This window comes from Actinomadura macrotermitis (assembly GCF_009604375.1).
In the GTDB taxonomy this organism is placed as follows: Bacteria; Actinomycetota; Actinomycetes; order Streptosporangiales; family Streptosporangiaceae; genus Spirillospora; species Spirillospora macrotermitis.
The window spans coordinates 857,453-875,992 of sequence record NZ_WEGH01000003.1 but is presented as its reverse complement, the minus strand read 5'-3'; the positions used below and the strand labels follow the sequence as shown (position 1 = coordinate 875,992).

The window sequence follows — 18,540 nt, the reverse complement described above, 5'->3', positions numbered from 1 at the left end:
GTACATGGTTGAAGTCAGTTCGTCCGGCGATGCCTTCCGGCTCGACCTGTCCGAAGGAGAGCTCGACCTCGTCCTCTCCTCGCTCCTGAACACGATGACGGGGAGCTCCGACGAGGAACTGAGCATGTTCGTCGGCTGGACGCGCGACGAGATCGGCGCCTTCCTGCACGCGGTCCTCGATCGCCGGGACGCCCTGGCCGAAGCCCGGCGGCTGGCTGCGCTGGAGGAGGACGGAAAGCTCGCCTCGGCCCGTTCGGAAGTCGGCCGGCTGCGGACCGAAGGCGTGTCCGCGCTCGTCGCCGCCTTCTCGGCGATCGCGTCCCGGCGCGGCGAGGCGCTGCAGGAGCAGGACGGCGAGTCCGCGGCCCTGCTCGGCGTGCAACTGGAGGAGATCGCGGCCGCCCTGGGCGGGCGCCGGGATCTCCTCCTGCCCCTCCTGGGCGCGGCGGACCCGGGCGTACGTCTCGCCGCCGCCATGGCGCTGACCGGCGACCACCCTGAGGCGGCGGTTCCCGTACTTCAGGAACTGGCCGCCTTGCCGCCGATGACGGCCGACTTCATCACCCAGGCCGCGGCCAGGCTCCTTCGCGCCCGCAAGGCCGAAGACCCCGGCCAAGGTTGAAACGCCTCGGGAAAGCGCGCTGAGGAGAACATCGCCGAACTGGACAAGCTCGCCGCCTGACCCCGTCCCCACGGGCGGCGCCCCACGGGCGTCAGGGACGGCCGGCCGGTGAGCCCTGCTGCTGCTCGACGATCTCCCGGGCGGTGGCGGTCCCCGAGCGGACCGCGCCCTCCATGTAGCCGTTCCACTCCACGGCGTACTCGGTGCCCGCCCAGTGGACGCGGCCGACGGGGGGCCGCAGCGCGTCGCCGTAGCCGGTCCACACCCCCGGGGCGAAGTGGGCGCCGTAGCATCCGCGGGTGTACTCCTCGGCGCTCCAGTCCTTCTCGACGTAGGCGGTGGGACGAGCCGCCCGCGGGCCGAAGAACCGCACGAAGGAGTCGATGACCGTCCGGCGGCGCTCTTCCTCGGGAAGCCGCTGCCAGCGCCGCGCCTCGCCGCCTTCGACGAAACCGAGCAGGACGCCGATCCCGCCCCCGGGCGGGGAGACGTCGAAGGTGACCTTCACCGGCCCGATGTCGGCGGCGACCTGCCCGTTGAGCCCCTGCTCGCGCCAGAACGGCGCCGGGTAGGACGCGAAGGTCTTGACCACGGTCCCGGCCGGAAGCTTCTGGGTGAGCTGGTCGCGCCAGGCCGGAAGGGGCGGATCGTAGCGCAGGCGCCCGGCGAGCACCGGCGGCAGAGCCACCACGACGCGGTCGGCGGCGAAGACCTCACCGGCCCGCGTGGCGACGGTGACGCCGGCGTCGTCCTGCGTGATCTCGGTGACCGGGGCCGAGAGCCGCACGTCGAGGCCGGCGGCGAGCCGTTCGGCGACGAGGACGGAGCCGCCGGCGACCCGGTCCTGCTGGGCGCCGCGGTCGACGGCCAGGAGCGTTTCGAGGTCGGTGTTGCTGACCGCGTAGAACAGCGCGTGCAGCAGGGACAGGTCGCCGGCGTCGGCGGAGAAGACCGCCTCGGCCGCGATGCGGAAGTAGGCGCGCCCGCTCGGGGTGCGCAGGTTGCGCCGGATCCACGTCTCGAAGGTCTGGCCGTCGAGCAGGCGCGCCTTCGGGTGCGTCCACGGCCGGGCGGCGTCGACGCCGCGGGCGAGCCGGCCGAAGCGGGCCATGCCCTGGGCCAGGTCGGCGAGCGCGACCGGGTTCAGCCGCGGGACGGCGCCCTTGCCGCCGTCGAGGAGGACGCGCCGGCCGCCGAGCCGGACGAGCATCTTGCCCTCGTCGTTCCAGGTGCGGAAGGTCTCCAGCCCCAGCTCGCCGACCAGCCCGTGCATCCGGGAGTGCCCCTCGCCGATCCAGGTCCCGCCGAGCTCGATCGGATGGCCCTCGATCTCGCCGCCCTCCACCCGGCCGCCGACCCGGCCCCGGGCCTCCAGGACGACGACCTCGGCCCCGGCCCGCTGAAGCTCCCGCGCGGCGGACAGGCCCGCCAGTCCCGCGCCGACGACCACTGCCTTCATGGGCTTCACTTCCTCGCTGCCACAGAGTCGGTCATCTGACCGAATTGGCGCCAGCGTACGGCCGCTCCCCGTCGCGGGCAAGGGGGCGCGGCGTCCGGGCTCAGCGGGGCCGTACGCCGGCCAGGCCGATCGCCATGTCCGCCAGCGCCGCCACCGCCTCCCGCGCCCGCGCGTCGTCGGGGTCGGAGACGTACTGCAGGATCAGGCCGTCGACCCCTGCGACGATCATGCGCGCGAGCCGGTCGAACGGCACCGAGGTCACCTCTCCCGCGCTCTGCGCCGCCTGACGGCACCAGCCCGCCACGACGTCGGCGTACCGCTGGTACTGCCGCCGCGCCAGCTCCTCGCTGCCGGGCGTGCGCAGCGCGTACAGGGTGAGCTCGTACTGCAGCAGCTGCAGCTCCCGCCCGCCTTCGACGAGCGCGCCCCAGAAGGCCTCCAGGCCCTGGCGGATCGCGTGCTCGAGCCCCCGGTCGACCTCGGCGGAACCGGCCAGCACCTCGGCGATCTCGTCGACGACGTCCTCGATCACCGCGCGGAGCAGCTCCGCCTTGGACGGGAAGACGTACTGCATCGTCGCGAGCGGCACCCCGGCCTCGGCGGCGACGACGCGCACCGAGGTCTTGGCCACGCCGTGGGCGGCCAGCGCGCTGCGCGCGGCCGCGATGAACTGCGGCCGCCGCACCGCGGCCTCGATGTACGGCACCTTGAGCCCCCTCGGTCGGCCGATCGAAATCCTGCCACACCCCCTAGGGCGCCATGCCCGATCATGGTCTGGTGGAGGTGCTCGCGCGGGCGGTGGAGCGGCTCGGTTCGGCGGAGATGGACGTCCGGCTGGACGACCGGCTGGTGCTCGCAACGGACCCCGCCCCCGGCCGAAGGCGGGGCCCCAGGCCGGCGTGCAGGCCACGCTCACCGCGCTGGGTCGCATGCCGCGCCGCCTCGACCTCAGCGACCTCGATCTCGGACGGGCGCGTCTCGGCGGCCTGATCCTGCGCGGGGCGGACCTGAGCGGCGCGGACCTGGCCGGCGCCAGGCTGACCGGCGCCCGCCTGGACGAGGTGGACCTGACCGGCGCCGACCTGGCCGGCGCGGACCTGCGGGGCACGGTGATGACCGGCGTCCGCGGCCTGACACTCGACGACGCCCGGCTGACGGCATGGACGGACGAGCACACGCGGATCAACGAGAACACTCAGGGCGGAGCCTGACAGGCGGCGGCCAAGTGATCTTGGAAGGCGGCGTGACGGAACCGGTCGACCGTGCGCGGCAGGCCGAGCCGAATCGCCGCTGGAACCGCTGGGCCATCCTTACTTTCCTCTGGGGAAAGAGAGTGCTACTTTCTTCACAGGAAACTAAGTTGATGGCAGGAGCACCCGTGTACGTTGACGAAGCACAGCAGGCATTGCGTCAGATCCACGACCACGGCCGGTACGCGGCACTCCAGACCCGCCCACCGTGGTGGGCGCCGGCCGGCCGGGCCGGGCTCATCCTCGCCATGGCCGTCCTCGGCGATCTGGACCCCGACGGCGCCGGAGTCGCCTGGGCCGCCGCGCCGATGGTGTACATCGTCTTGCTGACAGGGTTGGAGGAGGCGACCGACCGGCACCTGGGCATCCGGCTGCGCCGCACCGCCCGCACGAGCCTGCTGCGCTTCGCCGAAGTCGCGCTCATGCTCACGGTCCTCTTCCTGGGCGCCTGGGGAATGAGGGCGCTGGACGTTCCCCTGCCCGCGACGCTCGCCGGCCTGGTCCTAGCCGCGCTGACGCTGGCGCTGGCCAAGCCGATGCACCGAGCCCGCATCGCGACCCTGCGCCTATGACCGGCGCACACTTCGACGAGTTCATCCACGTCCCGGCCCGCCTCTCCCTCCTGGCCCTGCTCGCACCGGCCGAATGGGTGGAATTTCGCGTACTGCGCGACCGGCTGGAAACCAGCGACTCGGCGCTGTCCAAACAGATCAGCGCCCTGCACGACGCCGGATACGTGGACGTGCGCAAGGAACGTCTCCACGGCCGGCGCAGCACCCGGGTCCACCTCACGCCGCACGGCCGCGCCGCCTTCCAGGCCCACGCGCTGGCACTGGAACAGATCGTCGCCGCCGCCCGCACCGAACCCGAACACTGACCTCCACCACACCTATCGCCACGGCCGGTCACGACACGACAAGCCACCAGGCCCCGTAGCATGACCGGCCGTTCGGTCGCCGCTCACGTCCCGAGACGGTCTTCCTCGACGACGCCGACGTCGCCGTCGAGGCGGCCCGGCATCCACGCGGTGCGGTACCGGGACAACGCCCAGGCGATACCCGAAATCAGGGCCCTGCTGACGACGACCTGACCAGCGTCAGAGGCCGTCACCGAAGCTTCTATGACTGCTGAGCGTCTTCCGCGGGGTGGTGATGGCCTTGGCCCATGAGCGCGGGCACGACCTGCTCGGCGAAGGCCCGGACCTGGGCGGGGTCGTCGAAGTCCCACACCGCCGTCGCCGAGAGGCCGGTCGACACGATCAGGCGGATGATCGCCTCGGCCGCGACCGCCGCCCGGTCCGGGGCGAGGGCGGCGCGCCGCTCCAGGTAGGCGGCCAGGGCCTCCACCATGACCTTCAGGAACGGGCCCGCGTCGCCGACGAGGAACGTCGAGACCAGGTGCGGCTCGTGGGACAGGAACCTGTTGATCAGCGGGTTGCGGCGCAGCTCGGTGACCACGTGCACGAAGGTGCCGGTGACCGCCTCCTGGACGGGCCGGTGCGGGTCGTCGGCGGCGAGCAGGTCGTCCGTGAGGCGGCGGGCTTCACGGACGATGATCGCCTGCACGATCTCGTCGCGGCCGGCGAACTGCCGGTACAGCCATGCCCGCGAGAGGCCGGCGCCGGCCGCGATCTCCCGCATGGTGGTCGCGCTGATCCCTTGGGCGGCGAACAGCGCCGTCGCCACGTCCAGGATCCGGTCGCGGACGGTTCGGCGCTGCGGCTCGGGAGGAACGTCCTCGACGGGCAGCCCCAGAGCCTCCAGCAGCGTCCGCTCCATGGTCTTTCGGCCGTCTGCTCCCTCCGTCGGTGCCATGGGCGCGAGCCTAGCCCGCATGGACCGCGTCCTGAGGGCGCAGGACCTGCGGGGCCGCCTTCACCAGGGCGAGCGAGCCGGACAGGCGTCGCCGCTGCCGGTCGGCGATCTGCAGGTCGGTGCCCAGAGCGCCGCGCTTGCGCCGCTGTTCGCGCGCCCGCACCAGCGGCCGCAGCGCCCGGATCGCCAGGTGAGCGTCCCGTGCGGGGGACGCGTCGAGGATGGACCGTTTGACGACGGCATGGCTGGCGCCCCAGACGACCGCGGAGACCGGCGGGCGCAGGATCGGCCCGAACAGCGGCCACAAGGCCCGGGGCAGGCTGCGTTCGGCGCGCACCCCGCCTCGTTTCAGTGCCCCTACCAGCACCTCGGAGTCCGCGTCCGGCGGCGCGAAGATCATGCTCGCAGTGCGCGAGAGCAGGCCCGCCAGCTCCATCGACGTCGGGAGCAGGTCGTCCGGCACGCCCATCAGGTACCCGGTCCACTGCCAGAACCGGCGGACCGCCTCGGTCTCCTCCTCGGTGACCTCGACGCCCACCAGGTCGTAGAACGCCAGCGGCATCAGCAGGAAGGCCAGGTTCGTCAGTGCCATCCCGCTGGCGTGGATCGGCTCGCCCCAGGCGACCGTGTCCCACGTCCCTGAGCGACGCAGATGCCTGCGCACCATCGCGTGCACGAGCCGGACCCGGACGGTCGCGTCGAACCCGGCCCCGCCCGGGCCGGCCGCCCCGGGCTCCGACACCGCCAGCACCCAGCGGGCGGTCTCCTCGTACCGGCGCGCCGCCATCGCGACCGACCGGCCGTTGAACGCCTGCGGCTTGTTGAGGTCGCCGAACTCCATGCCGGACATCAGCGATCCGTTCATGCCGATCACCACGCCCGGCGCGAACCGCCACCATATGGCCGCCCCGCGCGCGATCTGCCCGGCGTCGTACCAGTCCGGGGGAGTCATCAGGGGTGCCAGCAGCGCCTCCAGCGAAGGCGGAGCCCCGCGCACGGCCGCCGTGCGTTCCCGCAGCGCCCGGTCCAGCGCCCGCCAGCCTTCGCCGCCGGCCATGGCGGCGAAATCGTCGGCGACGGCGTCGACAACGTCGTCGGTCCGGAACATCCCGGCATGGAACGCCTCGACCACCTCCGCAGGCAGCGCCCCCTTGGCAGCGGCGACCCGCCCGGCCCGGCCGGGCTCGAAGGGCCGCTCCTGAATCGCATCACCAGCACGCATGGAGACCCTCCCGAGTAGACATCCTTGCTGTGAGTGTCTAGTGCGGCGTTCCCGCAAGGACGAGGGAACGGATGGCTGCTCCCGGGCTACCGTTGCTGCGCATGACGCATGCGGAGATCGAGATCACCGCAGGGTTGGTACGTGACCTCCTGCGCGAGCAGCACCCCGATCTGGCCGATCTGCCGGTGCGGCTCGGCGCGCGTGGCTGGGACAACCAGCTGTGGCGGCTCGGCGACGACCTCGCCGTCCGGTTGCCCTGGCAGGGGCGGGCGGCGGACGCGCTGTTGCGCAATGAGCACACCTGGCTGCCCGTCCTCGCTCCGCGCCTTCCGCTGCCGGTGCCCGTGCCGCAGCGTCTCGGCGAGCCGTCCGCCCGGTTTCCGCGCCCCTGGATCGTCACCACCTGGGTGCCGGGCGAACCCGCCGACCGTGCGCCCATCACACGTGGCGCGCAGGCGGCCACCTCTCTGGCCGCCTTCCTGACGGCCCTCCACCGGCCCGCCCCCGAACAGGTGACCATCGGCCGGGATCGCGGCGGGCCGCTGGCCGACTACTCCGAGGGCTTCGCCAGGCTGCTCGCCGCGGCCACCGAGCTGGGGCTCGTCCCCGACCCGGACGCCGTCCGCGCGGTCTGGGACGACGCCGTCGCCGCGCCCGTCTGGACAGGCCCGCCCCTGTGGCTGCACGGCGACCTGCACCCCGCCAACGTCCTCACCTCGGACGGCGCCCTCTGCGGCGTGGTCGACTTCGGCGACCTGTGCGCCGGCGATCCGGCCTGGGACCTCGCCGCCGCCTGGAGCCTGCTGCCCGACGGCGCCGCCGACCGTCTCCACGCCGCCTACCGGCCGTCCCCGGATGCCGCCACTTTGCGCCGCGCCCGCGGCTGCGCGGTGGGACGCGCCCTCAGCGGCATCCTCATCGGAGACGCCGGCGTCCACGGCCGCCCCGGCGGCAAACCCACCTGGGGCCCGCCCGCCCATGCCGCCCTGCGACGCCTCACCACCGCCCGGAGATAGGGGCGGCGGTGACGAACGCGCGGGCGGTTCTGTGGCCCCCGCTCATTGACGAACGTCATTATCCAGATAATGCTGCACTCCAGATATTGTCGATATCTGGAGTGGTGATGCGTCCTCTGCTCGTTCGCTGGGGGTCGGCCCTCGCGCTGGCCTGCTGCCTGTCGTTGTTCCTGGTCCAAGGGGGTGCGAGCGCGGCGCCCGCCGAGGTGGCGGCGGGTTCGGTCCCGCCGGGGCGGGATCCCTTCTATACGCCGCCGTCGCCGTTGCCCCCGGGCCGGCCGGGGGACGTCATCCGGTCGCGGCCGTCGGTGTTCACCCTCGACGCGATCAGCAAGGCGCCGGTCGTCGGCGTCAGTTCCTGGCAGGTGCTCTACCGGTCGGAGTCGGCGACGGGGGAGCCGATCGCGGTGTCGGGGACCGTGCTGGTCCCGACGAAGCCGTGGGCGGGGCCCGGGCCGCGGCCGCTGGTGACCTACGCCGTCGGCACGCGGGGGCTGGGCGACAAGTGCGCCCCGTCGTACTCGCTCACGCAGGGCCTGGACTACGAGGAGCTGTTCATCCTCGACGCGGTGAACAAGGGCTGGGCGGTGGCGATCACCGACATGCAGGGGCTCGGCACCCCCGGGCGGCACACCTACGTGGTCGGCCGCTCGCAGGGCCGGTCGGTGCTGAACATCGCGCGGGCGGCGCAGCGGCTGCCAGGGACGGGGCTGCGGCCGGACGGGCCGGTGGGGATCTGGGGCTACTCCGAGGGCGGCAACTCCGCGGGCTGGGCGGCCGAAATCGCCGCCACCTACGCGCCGGAGCTGCAGGTCAAGGGAGCGGTCGCGGGCGGCATCCCGGGCAAGCTGCGCGGGCTGCTCGCGCACGAGGGCGGCCCGTTCGTGGGCCTGCTGTTCATGGCGGCGGTCGGATTCGACGCCGCCTACCCCGAGCTCGACCTGAACGGCTACCTCAACGACAAGGGTCGCGCGCTGCTGGCCTCGGCCGGCGACTCGTGTCTCGCCTCCTTCGACGTGGCCTCCCTGGTGGGTGATACCGCTTTCCGCCGCATCTCCGACTTCACCACCCGCAACCCCCTGGACGACCCGCGGTGGATCGCCCGGCTGGACGCCAACGACCTGGGCACGGTCGCGCCCAGCGCGCCGGTCCTCCAGGCCCACGCCCTGTTCGATGAGGCCGTCTTCTTCGGGCAGGCCGACGAGGTCCACAAGGACTGGTGCAGGCGCGGCGCGAACCTGACCTGGCAGGTCTACGCGGTCGCCGAGCACATCATGGGCGCGCTGTTCGCCGAGCCGGCCTCGGTGGCGTTCCTGAACGACCGTTTCAACGGCAGGCCGGTCAAGGGCAACTGCGCCTGATCCACCGGCAGGGAAGGGCGGGCACCGTGGGCGTCCGCCCTTCCGTCATTCGGCCGGGAGGAGCATCGTCTCCAGGAAGTCGGAGAACGGCTTGGCCGTGACGGTCGGGTCGATGACGCGGCGGACGGCCAGCCCGAAGACGAAGTTGAGGACGGCCTCGGCGCACAGCCTGTGCGTCAGGCCGGGGGGCAGGGCGGGGAGGTGCTTCTCGATGGCCGCGGTGAGCCAGTCGATCGCCGATCGGTGCCGCCCGGTCTCGGCGGTGAGGAGCCCGGTGTCGGATTTGGCGTCGAGCGCGAACTCCAGCTCCAGGCGCGGCAATCCGGAGGCGAGGGTCTCCTCTGCCCAGGCCCTGAGCGCGCGCAGGCTGCGCCCGGCGGGGAACTCGGCCAGGAGCGGGGACAGGCGGGCGATGTTGCGCTCCTGGATGCGGCGGACGACCAGCAGCGCGATCTCGGGCTTGCCGGTGAAGTTGGAGTAGACCGCCCCGGTGGACAGCCCCGCCTCGTCGGCGATCTTGCTGATCGACGCGGACTGGTACCCCTCGCGCAGGAACAGCCGCTCCGCCGCGTTCAGGAGCTCCTCGCGGTTGCGGGCTTGGGTCTCGGAGCGCGTCAGGCGGGCCATGACAGGGATCCTAGCATTGACAGAACGGCCTTATTTGGATATCAATAGAACTCAAATAACGTGATTATTTGGAGTGCGGATGCGGCGTCGTGTGCTGGACGCGCTGGTCAACCCGTCGTGGACGGTGGCCGACGCGGCGTTGGAGAACGCGGTGCGCGGCCGGACCGTCCTGGTGACCGGGGCGTCGTTCGGCCTCGGCGAGGCGACCGCGCGCGGCCTGGCGCGGGCCGGGGCGCGGGTGCTGCTCGTGGCGCGGTCGGCGGGCAAGCTGGCGGAGGTGGCGGACGAGATCCGCCGCGACGGCGGAGAAGCCCACGCCTACCCGGCCGACCTGTCCGACCCGGACGCGGTCGCCGCGCTGGTGGACAAGCTGCTGGCCGAGCATGGCCGGATCGATGTGCTGGTCAGCAACGCGGGCAAGTCGATGCGCCGGTCGGTGGCGCTGCAGACCGACCGGTTCTCCGACTTCACCCGCACGATCGGCGTCAACTACCTCGGGCCGGTGCGCCTGGTGATCGCGCTGCTGCCGTCGATGCGCGAGCACGGCGGCCACATCGTGAACGTCTCGACGGCCGGGGTGCGGATCTTTCCCGGCCCGCGATGGGGCGCCTACCAGGCGTCCAAGGGCGCGTTCGACATCTGGCTGCGCAGCATCACCCCGGAGATCCGGCGCGACGGCGTCGCCGTCACCACGCTGTACATGGGACTGATCTACACGCGGATGAGCGCCCCGACACCGGTCATGCGGCGCCTGCCGGGCCTGGCGCCCGAGCAGGCGGCGGGCCTGGTGTACCGGGCCGTCATCGACCGGCCCCGGGCGATCAGCCCGTGGTGGGCGGGCCCGGCCGAGCTGCTCACGCTGATGACCAGGGGAGTACAGGCGCCGTTCCTGTCGCAGGTCTACCGGTTCTCCCGCGACACCCCCAGTGCCCTGGCGTTCACCGGGGCGACGCCGGAGCGCCGCGTGGGCGGCGGGCAGGCCGCCCAGGTGGCGCGGCTGCTCCGCACCGGCGCACCGGTGCTGCGGCGGGCGGGCGTGGTGGCGCCGCTGTCCCTGGGAACGCTGCGCGGGATGGCACGCGCGTTCCAGGAGAACGGCGTCTCGCTCGCCACGCTGGCGGGGATCGCGGCGGCGCGCTGGCCCGGCCGCGTCGCGGTCGCCGACGAGCGGGGAAGGCTGACCTACCGGGAGCTGGACGACCGGGTGCGGTGCCTCGCGGGTGGGCTGTCGCGCCGGCACGCGATCGGCCCCGGACGCACGGTCGCGGTGCTGTGCCGCAACCACCGCGGCTTCGTGGAGGCGTCGCTCGCCGCCTCCGCCCTCGGCGCCGATCTGCTGCCGCTCAACACCGAGTTCCCGGGGCCGCAGCTGGCGCAGACGCTGGACCGGCACCCACCCGCGATGATCGTCGCCGATGAGGAGTTCCGTCCCGTCCTGGCCGACGCGGGGTATGCCGGACCGCTCGTCCTCGCCTGGGAGGGCGACGGCCCGTCCCCGGCGAAGGAGCAGACCCTGGACGCGCTGATCGCGCAGGACCTGCCCGCACCCCCGCGCCCCGAGAAGCCCGGCCGGGTCGTCATCCTCAGCTCCGGCACCACCGGCGCGCCCAAGGGCATCGGCCGGACACCGTCACCGGCCGGGCTCATCGGCCCCCTGATCAGCGCGGTCGACCGGCTGGGACTGCGGTCGGGCGACCCGTTCCTCATCGCGCCCCCGCTCTTCCACGGGTTCGGGCTGATCTACCTCGCGCTCGCCCTCTTCCTCGGCTCGCCCGCGGTGCTGCGGCGCAGGTTCGACGCCGGCGACGCGCTGCGCGTCATCGAGGAGGAGAAGGTGGCGGCCCTGGCCGCCGTCCCGGTCATGCTGCAGCGGATCATGGACCTGCCGCAGGACGAGCGGTCCGCCCGCGACACCTCCTCGCTGCGCGCCGTGCTGACCGGCGGAGCCCCGGTCAGGCCCGCCACCGTCACCGCGTTCCTGGACGCCTTCGGGCCGGTGCTCGCCAACGGGTACGGCTCCTCCGAGGTCGGCATCGCCACCATCGCGGGCCCCGCCGACCTGCGCGCGGCCCCCGGCACCGTCGGCCGCCCGGTGCTCGGCGTCCCGGTGCGGATCCTGGACCACCGCGGCCGGCCCGTCCCGGCCGGCACGACCGGGCGGATCTTCGTCGGCGGCGCCATGGCCGCCACGGACCGCGCCGGTTCGGCCGCCCGCGCCGACGGGCTCGTCGACAGCGGGGACCTCGGCCACCTGGACGAGACCGGGCTGCTGTTCATCGACGGACGCTCCGACGACATGATCGTCTCCGGCGGCGAGAACGTCTTCCCGCAGGAGGTGGAGGACCTGCTCGCCGCCCACCCGGCCGTGGCCGACGCCGCCGTCCTCGGCGTCCCCGACCCCGACTTCGGGCAGCGGCTCATCGCCTTCGTCGTCCCCGCCGCGACCGCCGGCACCGCCGGGCTGGACGAGACGCTCAAAGGGCACGTGAAGAAGCGGCTCGCCCGCTACAAGGCACCGCGCGAGGTGCACCTGGTGGCCGAGATCCCCCGCACCCCCACCGGCAAGATCCTGCGCCGGACCCTGAAGGAAGGCCTCACCGTATGAGATATCGGCCCATCACGCTTCCCGGCGCCGTCACCGTGATCACCGGGGGCGCCCAGGGGATCGGACGCGAGACCGCCCGGGCGTTCGCCGCGCGGGGCGCGGTCGTGTGCATCGGCGACCTCGACCAGGAGAAGGCCGAACGCACCGCGGCCGAACTCGGCGACCGGGTGCGGGCGTTCGGCGTCGACGTCACCGACCGCGCCTCCTACGCCGCGTTCCTGGACGCGGTCACCGAGCAGGCCGGGCCGGTGGACATCCTGGTCAACAACGCCGGAGTGATGCCGCTCGGCCCGTTCCTAGAGGAACCCGACGCGGTGTCGGCGACCACGATGAAGGTCAACGTCGACGGCCTCATCCACGGCATGCGGCTCGTCCTGCCCGGGATGGTCGCCCGGCGGCACGGCCACGTCGCCAACGTCGCCTCCCTGGCCGGGAAGATCCCGATCGCCGGGATGGCCGTCTACAACGCCAGCAAGTACGCCGCCGTCGGCCTCACCGCGTCGGTCCGCGAGGAGATGAGGCCGCACGGGGTCAGCGTCAGCGCGATCCTGCCGAGCGCGGTCCGCACCCGGCTCACCGAGGGCATCCGGCTCGGCCACGGCCTGCCCACCGTCGACCCCGACCGGATCGCCGACGCCGTCGTCCGCAGCTGCCGCACCCGGCGCGCGGAATACGCCGTGCCCGGCTGGCTCGGCCTCGCCCAGCCGCTTCTCGGGATCACCCCCGAACCCGCCGTCCAGGCGGTCAAACGCCTCATCGGCGGCGACCGCGCCTACCGCGCCTCCTTCGGCACGCGCGGCGAGCACGACCGGCACCTCATCGAGCAGGCCAGGAGACACGCATGAGCCCCGACCATGAGATCGCCATCGTGGGGGCCGGTTTCTCCGGGCTGTGCGTCGGGATCCAGCTTCGGCGGCGCGGCATCGACGACTTCGTCATCCTCGACGCGGCGCCCGGCGTCGGCGGGGTGTGGCGGCACAACACCTATCCCGGCGTGGCCGTCGACATCCCCTCGGCCACCACGCCCTCGCCACCGCCCTCGCCGCCGCCCGGCACGACCTTCCCGGCCCCGCGGCGATCGCGGTGCTCTCACCCTGGCTCGACCTCGCCTGCACCCGCAGCCGCCACCACCCGAACGCCGCCACCGACCCCTACCTGCCCGTCGGCAATCTCGCCGCCATCGCCGCCCTCCTCACCCCCACCGGGAGGCCACCCGCCTCGGTCCTGGACGCCGACCTGTCCGCCCTGCCGCCCGTCCTGATCCACGCCGGCACCGAAGAGGTCCTGCGCGGCGACGCCGAGGACCTCGTGCGCCGCCTCCACCAGGCCGCGGTCCCCGCCCGCCTGAAGCTCTGGGACGGCCAGATGCACGTCTTCCAGGCCTTCGCCGACCTCGGCGCGTTCCTCCACGCCGCCCTCACCACCACCGAAGTGCCCTCTCAGTGGATTCTGCGGACGTCAGCACTGGCCGGGGGCCTGGGCGGCGAGCCGAGGACTGTCAGGGGCGGTCGCTAGCCTGCTCGTCGTTCGAGAACGTTCGGGGAGTGGCGTTGGGGACGTGGGATGAGGGGCCGTTCGGAAACGACCGGGCCGCCGATTTCGCCGCTGCGGCTTCTGGCGGTCCAGGCACTCGACCGGGTGACCGGTGAGAACTCGGAGTCGGCGGAACTGTGGGACGAGGACGACGGCGGGCCGTGGCGTGAGCAGTTCCGCCAATTGAGAGAAGCCCTGTCAGCGGGCTCCTTTTAGCTCGGTGCCGACCAGACCGCGGGGCACTGGCTAGGAGACAGGGTGACGCTCTCCCAGCAGTTCTGTGAGACGGGGGAGCTTTGCGCGGCGCTGCTCGATGTCGTCGTAGTCCCAGCGCTCGTCCGTGGGGGAGGCATTGCAGATGCGCTGCAGACCTCGCGCTTCGAGGGCATGCTCCAGCCCTTCCTCCTCTCCGGTGGCGCGCTCATAGGCGTACAGCGCGATGTAGTTCATGCTTTCCCAGTCCGGCCATTCGTCATCGGTCCACTCTGATGTCGGGCGGCCGGCGAGGCGGCGGACCTCGTGGGTCTCGGCGAGGGCGTCGGGGCGGGCGGCCACGCGTTCGAAGGTGTCGCGGCCGAGGCCGACGAGCCAGGGCTGGAAGTACCAGAAGCCGTCGTCGGAGCACCAGCCCTGCATGATGTTCCAGGCGGCACCCCACATGAGCCGGGTGTCGACCCGCTTGCGCTGGGCCGCAAGGTGCAGTTCGAACTCGACGATCTCGGACGCCGGGCGGTGAGCGAGATGGGCGGTAAGCCATTCGGCGCGCTGCGCCTGGCCGTTGCTCTCAGTTGCGGACCGGTGAATGAGCGTCCAGAAGTCCTCGAGTGTCACGGCGGCAACGTACCGCTCCGCCGGTGAGGGCGGCAGTCCGCGACACCGTGACAGCCCGCATGGCGTATCCCCGCCGAGCCCGCCACCGTGGCCTCGCCCCCGATCAGCCCGCCGTCACGGCCACCGCGCTGGAATGGCCACAGACCCGCGACGGCTTCCTGGACCCGACCGCACCGGCATGCCCCCATCGGCCCTGGCACCGATCTCGGCGTTCAGGTCCCCGGCCATGTCAGACGCCGACGGTGAGCGGGACGAGCAGGAGAACGGCGGGCAGGATGATCGCGGCGCCCAGCGACCAGCCGAGCGTCCAGCGGAACACCCGGCGCTGGTCCTTCTCCTCGGTGTTGGCCAGGACCAGGCCGCCGCCGAGGTGCAGCGGACTGATCGCGACGGCGCCGATGGTGCCGCAGACGGCGATGAGCAGGGCGGTGAACCCGGCCGGCCCGTGGTGCGGCATCGCGGCGACGACGAGCGGGACGACGACGCTGAGCACCGCGACCGTCGACGACTCGATGGTGGCGAAGAACGAGGCGAGGTAGGAGATCGCCAGGATCGCCAGGAGCGTGTTGTCGATGCCGCCGAGATGTCCGGCGATGGTGGTGAGGGTGCCGATGCGCTCGAGGTCGGCCACGTACACCAGCACGCCCGCGATGATCAGGACGACGCCCCACGGAAGCTCGCCGACGACCTTCCTGGTGTCGGGCCTGAAGACCAGGTGCAGGACGAGGCCGACCGCCAGGGCGAGGAACGCGACGTTGACGCCGAGTGCGAGCGCGCCGACGAGGAAGACGCCGAGGCCGATGAGGGAGCCGATCTCGTACCGGCTCATCGGGGCGGCGCCGCGCAGCTCGGGGACCTCGGTGCGGGGCCCGGCGGCGGAGCCGGCGGCGTGCTTCGTGCGGATCAGCTTCATGCCGCCGAGCGCGAAGAAGGCGACGATCGTGACGGCGGTCTTCAGCCCGGCCAGCCCCAGGAACAGCCCTGCCGGCGAGTAGTCCACGTGCTGCCTGGTGCTGAGCGTCTCGACGATCTTGGCCCAGGGCGCCAGCGGCGAGAAGCCGCCCACGCCCGCGCCGCTGCAGGCGACCAGGGCTATGAGCACCGGGTCGATGCCGCGGCTGCGGGCCAGCCGCATGGAGACCGGCAGCACGATGGCGACGGTGGCGCTGGGCAGGGTGCCGATGGCGCTGAGCACGGCGCCGATGAGGAACATCCCCCACGGCAGCAGCCAGTCGCGCCCGCCCGAGGCCCGGACGACGGCGTGCACCACCCGGTCGACCGCGCCGCTGCGCTGGGCGTGGCCGAACATGTACATCACGCCGATGATCAGGACGACGATGTCGGCGGGGAAGCCGGCGAGCACCTCCTGCTTGGGGATGCCGCCGATGCCGGCCAGCAGGAACGCGGCGGGCAGCGCGGCGAGCCCGACGTTGACGTCGCGCCAGATGGCCAGGACGAAGACCGCCACGAGGAGGGCGATCGACAGCCATTCGAGTGTGCTCATCTCAGTCTCCAATGCCGAGCCCGGCGAGGACCTCGCCGGTGTGCCCGCCGAGGGCGGGCGCGGGCCTGCGGAAGGTGTCCTCCAGGCCGTGGCCGAAGCGGCCGGGGAAGCGGATCGCGGGCCCGGCGTACGGGCCGCCCTGCCCGAAGCCGGTGAGCGAGCGGCGCACGATCACGAGGGCGGCCTCGCGCAGCCGCGCGAGGCCGAGCACGCGAAGCCCGGTCAGGCATGACCAGCCGACCACGGCGCCTCCGTTTCTGAACAAAGTGTTCATTTACCGTCGAAGTGGCCAGTAATCTACGTCACGTTCGATGGCATGCCAAGAGGGGCGTCCGGTGAAAAGGAGGAGAACCGGCGGCGAGCCCGGTGGCGGGGGACGCCGCCCGGGGAAGGCCGGGCGCGGGGAGGGTCAGGCGGAGGGGTCGAAGCCGCTGGCCCAGTAGCGGCCGTGGATCGCCAGGTCCAGCAGCATTCGCGCGACCTCCTCGGCCGGCAGCGGCGGGGTCTCGTGCTCGACCCACCACTGCAGGACGGAGATCTGCTCGCCGACCCAGGCGCGGGCGAGCAGCTCGGGGTTCATCCGGGGCTCGACGCCGTTGCGTTCCGCGCGGGTGCGGAACACCTCGAGCGCGGTCCGCGCCCACTCCTGGGTGAACATCCGCAGCGGCTTACCGTCCCCTTCGCCGCGGAGGATGATCCGGTAGAGGTCGCGCTGCTCCCGGGCGTGCCGGAACATCTCCAGGACCGGCTTGCCGGTGAAGCCGGCGGAGGTCTCGGGCACCAGCGGCCGCAGCCGCTCGGCGAGCTCGGCGAGCAGTTCGCCGGTCACCCGGGTGAACAGGTCGTCCTTGTCGCGGCAGTGGCTGTAGAAGGTCGCGCGCGCGACGTCGGCGCGCTCGGTGATGTCCTCCACGGTGATCGCGGCGTAACCGCGCTCGAGGACCAGCTCCACCAGGGCGTCGCTCAGCGACCTCCGCGTGCGCCGCGTGCGCCTGTCCTCAGCCATGGGATCAGTGTAGAGGCGCCTTGACAGGTTCTCAGTTAATGAACATTCTGTCTGAAATCATTCATGATGTTCAGTCATCAGCCTCGGAGGTGGTCGATGAACCTGGGTGCCTACCTCACCCGCAGCGCCCGGTACTGGCCGGACGAGCGCGCCGTCGTCTGCGCGGACCGGGCCTGGACGTTCCGGGAGCTGGAGGACGAGGCCGACCGGCTGGCCGCCGCGCTGGCCGCGCGCGGACTGCGTCCCGGCGACGCCGTCGCGAGCCTCGCCTGGAACCGCGGCGAGCTCGTCGTGGTCGAGTTCGCGCTCTACAAGGCCGGGCTGATGCGGGCCCCGATCAACGCGCGCCTCGGCCGCGCCGAGATCGAGCACATCCTCGGCTACGCGCCCGTACGGGCCCTGGTCTTCGACGCCGCGCACGGCGCGGACGCGCTCGCCGCGCACAGGGCGGCCGGAACGGACTGCCTGCCCGTCGTCCTCGACGGTGCGGCGGGCTTCCCCGGCGCCCTGCCGTACCCGGACCTGCTCGCCGAGGGCGCCGCGGCCGTCGCCGCCGAAGGGCCCGTGCGCGTCGAGGTCGGCGAGGACGACGCGTGCGTCCTGAACTTCACCTCCGGCTCGACCGGCAGGCTCAAGGCCGCCACCCAGACCTTCGGCAACCGCCTGGCCAACATGCGCAAGCAGCTCATGAGCGACGAGTCGCGCCCGCGTCCCGGCCAGGGCTACCTGGCCTGCGGCCCGATCACCCACGCCGCCGGGATGAACCTGCTCGCCGGCGTCTTCGGCGGGGCCACCGCGCACATCCTGCCCGCCTGGAGCGTCGAGTCGTTCCTGGACACCGTCGAGCGCGAGCGCGTCAACGCCACCTTCATGGTCCCGATCATGCTGACCCAGGTGCTGGCCCACCCCGGGCTCGCCGGCCGCGACCTGTCCAGCCTCACCAGCCTGCGGGTCGGCGGCGCGCCGATCTCGCCGCAGCGGCTGAAGGACGCCGTAGCCGCGTTCGGCCCGATCATCGCGCAGGGCTACGGGCTCGGCGAGACCACCAGCGTCGTGCTCGGCCTGAGCAGCGCCGAGATCGCCGACGCGGTGGCCGGCGACCCCGAGCTGCTGAGGTCGTGCGGGCGCGCCGCCTACGACACCGAGGTCTGCATCGTCGACGAGGCCGGCCGCGAGGTGCCGCCGCGCGAGGTCGGCGAGCTGGTCTTCCGCGGCCCGGACTGCGTGCGCGAGTACTGGCGCGAGCCGGACCTGTCGGCCGAGACGTTCCGGGACGGCTGGGTGCACTCCGGCGACCTGGCCTGGATGCGCGAGGACGGCTACGTCTTCATCGTCGACCGCAAGAAGGACATGATCATCTCGGGTGGCTTCAACATCTACAGCACCGAGGTCGAGATCGCCCTCTACGAGCACCCGGCCGTCGCCGAGGCGTGCGTGGTCGGGGTCCCCGACGAGCAGTGGGGCGAGGCGGTCAAGGCCGTCGTGGTCCGCAAGGACGGCGCCGCCGTCACCGCGGACGAACTGACCGCCTTCTGCGCCGACCGGCTCGACCGCTTCAAAAAGCCCCGCTCGGTCGACTTCGTCCCCGAGCTCCCCGCCAACCGCAACGGCAAGATCGACCGCAAGGCGGTGCGCGAGCGGTACTGGGCCGGCGCCGACCGCCGCGTGAACTGAACGCGGACCGGCCCGG

At 72.7% G+C, this 18,540-nt stretch carries 21 protein-coding genes and 1 pseudogene; 12 read left to right on the top strand and 10 right to left on the bottom strand.

The genetic code is table 11. The features are described 5' to 3' along the window. Positions 1 to 4: 4 nt before the first annotated feature. A complete protein-coding gene (locus tag ACRB68_RS25375) occupies positions 5 to 622 on the top strand; it encodes a hypothetical protein (protein WP_153536544.1) in 618 nt (205 codons plus the stop codon). A gap of 91 nt (positions 623 to 713) precedes the next feature. Here ACRB68_RS25375 and ACRB68_RS25370 read toward each other — a convergent pair whose 3' ends face one another. Both ACRB68_RS25370 and ACRB68_RS25365 read right to left on the bottom strand, forming a co-directional pair. After that, entirely contained in the window at positions 714 to 2,162 is a 1,449-nt protein-coding gene (locus ACRB68_RS25370) for a flavin monoamine oxidase family protein (protein WP_268890446.1), read from the bottom strand. 19 nt (positions 2,163 to 2,181) lie between these two features. Next, positions 2,182 to 2,787: a TetR/AcrR family transcriptional regulator gene (locus ACRB68_RS25365; protein ID WP_194293491.1), complete on the bottom strand. Its 606-nt coding sequence runs from the start codon at positions 2,785 to 2,787 to the stop codon at positions 2,182 to 2,184. 223 nt (positions 2,788 to 3,010) lie between these two features. On the opposite strand from ACRB68_RS25365, the gene ACRB68_RS41530 reads away from it, so the two are divergent. From ACRB68_RS41530 to ACRB68_RS25350, 3 genes are all read left to right on the top strand, one after another. Beyond that, positions 3,011 to 3,292, top strand: coding sequence for a pentapeptide repeat-containing protein (locus tag ACRB68_RS41530; protein ID WP_235959881.1), 282 nt, complete (start codon positions 3,011 to 3,013; stop codon positions 3,290 to 3,292). A gap of 167 nt (positions 3,293 to 3,459) precedes the next feature. Continuing rightward, entirely contained in the window at positions 3,460 to 3,903 is a 444-nt protein-coding gene (locus tag ACRB68_RS25355) for a hypothetical protein (protein ID WP_153536538.1), read from the top strand. Beyond that, the gene (locus tag ACRB68_RS25350) at positions 3,900 to 4,208 is read left to right on the top strand and encodes a transcriptional regulator (protein ID WP_153536536.1); all 309 of its coding nucleotides are present in this window, start codon (positions 3,900 to 3,902) and stop codon (positions 4,206 to 4,208) included. Before ACRB68_RS25355 ends, ACRB68_RS25350 begins: the two co-directional genes overlap by 4 nt. Positions 4,209 to 4,291: 83 nt before the next feature. On the opposite strand, the gene ACRB68_RS25345 is transcribed toward ACRB68_RS25350, so the two are convergent. Genes ACRB68_RS25345 through ACRB68_RS25335 form a run of 3 tightly spaced genes read right to left on the bottom strand, consistent with a single transcriptional unit; the run spans position 4,292 to position 6,367 of the window. Beyond that, on the bottom strand, positions 4,292 to 4,441 hold the full coding sequence (locus ACRB68_RS25345; RefSeq protein ID WP_153536534.1) for a hypothetical protein: 150 nt from the start codon (positions 4,439 to 4,441) through the stop codon (positions 4,292 to 4,294). An 8-nt stretch (positions 4,442 to 4,449) separates the two neighbouring features. After that, a complete protein-coding gene (locus ACRB68_RS25340) occupies positions 4,450 to 5,145 on the bottom strand; it encodes a TetR/AcrR family transcriptional regulator (RefSeq protein WP_194293440.1) in 696 nt (231 codons plus the stop codon). Between the two features lie 10 nt (positions 5,146 to 5,155). Beyond that, positions 5,156 to 6,367, bottom strand: a complete 1,212-nt coding sequence (locus ACRB68_RS25335) for an oxygenase MpaB family protein (protein ID WP_153536530.1) — start codon at positions 6,365 to 6,367, stop codon at positions 5,156 to 5,158. 101 nt (positions 6,368 to 6,468) lie between these two features. Here ACRB68_RS25335 and ACRB68_RS25330 point away from each other — a divergent pair, with 101 nt between their 5' ends. Both ACRB68_RS25330 and ACRB68_RS25325 read left to right on the top strand, forming a co-directional pair. Further along, positions 6,469 to 7,383, top strand: coding sequence for an aminoglycoside phosphotransferase family protein (locus ACRB68_RS25330; protein ID WP_153536528.1), 915 nt, complete (start codon positions 6,469 to 6,471; stop codon positions 7,381 to 7,383). A 107-nt stretch (positions 7,384 to 7,490) separates the two neighbouring features. Next, positions 7,491 to 8,744, top strand: a complete 1,254-nt coding sequence (locus tag ACRB68_RS25325; protein WP_153536526.1) for a lipase family protein — start codon at positions 7,491 to 7,493, stop codon at positions 8,742 to 8,744. A gap of 45 nt (positions 8,745 to 8,789) precedes the next feature. Here ACRB68_RS25325 and ACRB68_RS25320 read toward each other — a convergent pair whose 3' ends face one another. Then, positions 8,790 to 9,371 (bottom strand): TetR/AcrR family transcriptional regulator, encoded by a 582-nt coding sequence (locus tag ACRB68_RS25320; protein ID WP_153536524.1) that lies wholly within the window; start codon positions 9,369 to 9,371, stop codon positions 8,790 to 8,792. Between the two features lie 79 nt (positions 9,372 to 9,450). On the opposite strand from ACRB68_RS25320, the gene ACRB68_RS25315 reads away from it, so the two are divergent. From ACRB68_RS25315 to ACRB68_RS42875, 5 genes and pseudogenes are all read left to right on the top strand, one after another. Next, positions 9,451 to 11,976 (top strand): SDR family NAD(P)-dependent oxidoreductase, encoded by a 2,526-nt coding sequence (locus ACRB68_RS25315; RefSeq protein ID WP_153536522.1) that lies wholly within the window; start codon positions 9,451 to 9,453, stop codon positions 11,974 to 11,976. Continuing rightward, complete coding sequence (locus ACRB68_RS25310; protein WP_153536520.1) at positions 11,973 to 12,821, top strand: SDR family oxidoreductase; 849 nt, start codon at positions 11,973 to 11,975, stop codon at positions 12,819 to 12,821. The genes ACRB68_RS25315 and ACRB68_RS25310 overlap by 4 nt, the downstream gene beginning before the upstream one ends. Next, a pseudogene (locus ACRB68_RS25305) lies at positions 12,818 to 12,994 on the top strand (NAD(P)-binding protein); the annotation flags it as partial. The gene ACRB68_RS25310 and the pseudogene ACRB68_RS25305, both read left to right, overlap by 4 nt. Next, positions 12,946 to 13,491, top strand: coding sequence for an alpha/beta hydrolase fold domain-containing protein (locus ACRB68_RS25300; RefSeq protein ID WP_153536518.1), 546 nt, complete (start codon positions 12,946 to 12,948; stop codon positions 13,489 to 13,491). The pseudogene ACRB68_RS25305 and the gene ACRB68_RS25300, both read left to right, overlap by 49 nt. A 48-nt stretch (positions 13,492 to 13,539) precedes the next feature. Next, complete coding sequence (locus tag ACRB68_RS42875; protein ID WP_153536516.1) at positions 13,540 to 13,725, top strand: DUF4259 domain-containing protein; 186 nt, start codon at positions 13,540 to 13,542, stop codon at positions 13,723 to 13,725. 30 nt (positions 13,726 to 13,755) lie between these two features. Here ACRB68_RS42875 and ACRB68_RS25290 read toward each other — a convergent pair whose 3' ends face one another. The 4 genes from ACRB68_RS25290 to ACRB68_RS25275 all read right to left on the bottom strand — a co-directional run bounded on the left by ACRB68_RS25290 (position 13,756) and on the right by ACRB68_RS25275 (position 16,850). Continuing rightward, entirely contained in the window at positions 13,756 to 14,340 is a 585-nt protein-coding gene (locus tag ACRB68_RS25290; protein ID WP_194293439.1) for a DUF4240 domain-containing protein, read from the bottom strand. Between the two features lie 229 nt (positions 14,341 to 14,569). Further along, positions 14,570 to 15,844: an SLC13 family permease gene (locus tag ACRB68_RS25285; RefSeq protein ID WP_153536512.1), complete on the bottom strand. Its 1,275-nt coding sequence runs from the start codon at positions 15,842 to 15,844 to the stop codon at positions 14,570 to 14,572. A 1-nt stretch (position 15,845) separates the two neighbouring features. Then, on the bottom strand, positions 15,846 to 16,088 hold the full coding sequence (locus ACRB68_RS25280; protein ID WP_153536510.1) for a hypothetical protein: 243 nt from the start codon (positions 16,086 to 16,088) through the stop codon (positions 15,846 to 15,848). Between the two features lie 165 nt (positions 16,089 to 16,253). Then, positions 16,254 to 16,850 carry a TetR/AcrR family transcriptional regulator gene (locus ACRB68_RS25275; protein ID WP_153536508.1) on the bottom strand — a complete coding sequence of 199 codons (597 nt, stop codon included), beginning with the start codon at positions 16,848 to 16,850 and terminating at the stop codon, positions 16,254 to 16,256. A gap of 96 nt (positions 16,851 to 16,946) precedes the next feature. Here ACRB68_RS25275 and ACRB68_RS25270 point away from each other — a divergent pair, with 96 nt between their 5' ends. Next, the gene (locus tag ACRB68_RS25270) at positions 16,947 to 18,524 is read left to right on the top strand and encodes an AMP-binding protein (protein ID WP_153536506.1); all 1,578 of its coding nucleotides are present in this window, start codon (positions 16,947 to 16,949) and stop codon (positions 18,522 to 18,524) included. Positions 18,525 to 18,540 lie beyond the last annotated feature (16 nt).

Coding starts and splice junctions, on each gene's coding strand:
- ACRB68_RS25375 (WP_153536544.1), top strand. CDS start 5: ATGGTTGAAGTCAGTTCGTCCGGCGATGCCTTCCGGCTCGACCTGTCC.
- ACRB68_RS41530 (WP_235959881.1), top strand. CDS start 3,011: ATGCCGCGCCGCCTCGACCTCAGCGACCTCGATCTCGGACGGGCGCGT.
- ACRB68_RS25350 (WP_153536536.1), top strand. CDS start 3,900: ATGACCGGCGCACACTTCGACGAGTTCATCCACGTCCCGGCCCGCCTC.
- ACRB68_RS25340 (WP_194293440.1), bottom strand. CDS start 5,145: ATGGCACCGACGGAGGGAGCAGACGGCCGAAAGACCATGGAGCGGACG.
- ACRB68_RS25335 (WP_153536530.1), bottom strand. CDS start 6,367: ATGCGTGCTGGTGATGCGATTCAGGAGCGGCCCTTCGAGCCCGGCCGG.
- ACRB68_RS25330 (WP_153536528.1), top strand. CDS start 6,469: ATGACGCATGCGGAGATCGAGATCACCGCAGGGTTGGTACGTGACCTC.
- ACRB68_RS25325 (WP_153536526.1), top strand. CDS start 7,491: ATGCGTCCTCTGCTCGTTCGCTGGGGGTCGGCCCTCGCGCTGGCCTGC.
- ACRB68_RS25320 (WP_153536524.1), bottom strand. CDS start 9,371: ATGGCCCGCCTGACGCGCTCCGAGACCCAAGCCCGCAACCGCGAGGAG.
- ACRB68_RS25315 (WP_153536522.1), top strand. CDS start 9,451: ATGCGGCGTCGTGTGCTGGACGCGCTGGTCAACCCGTCGTGGACGGTG.
- ACRB68_RS25310 (WP_153536520.1), top strand. CDS start 11,973: ATGAGATATCGGCCCATCACGCTTCCCGGCGCCGTCACCGTGATCACC.
- ACRB68_RS42875 (WP_153536516.1), top strand. CDS start 13,540: ATGAGGGGCCGTTCGGAAACGACCGGGCCGCCGATTTCGCCGCTGCGG.
- ACRB68_RS25285 (WP_153536512.1), bottom strand. CDS start 15,844: ATGAGCACACTCGAATGGCTGTCGATCGCCCTCCTCGTGGCGGTCTTC.
- ACRB68_RS25275 (WP_153536508.1), bottom strand. CDS start 16,850: ATGGCTGAGGACAGGCGCACGCGGCGCACGCGGAGGTCGCTGAGCGAC.
- ACRB68_RS25270 (WP_153536506.1), top strand. CDS start 16,947: ATGAACCTGGGTGCCTACCTCACCCGCAGCGCCCGGTACTGGCCGGAC.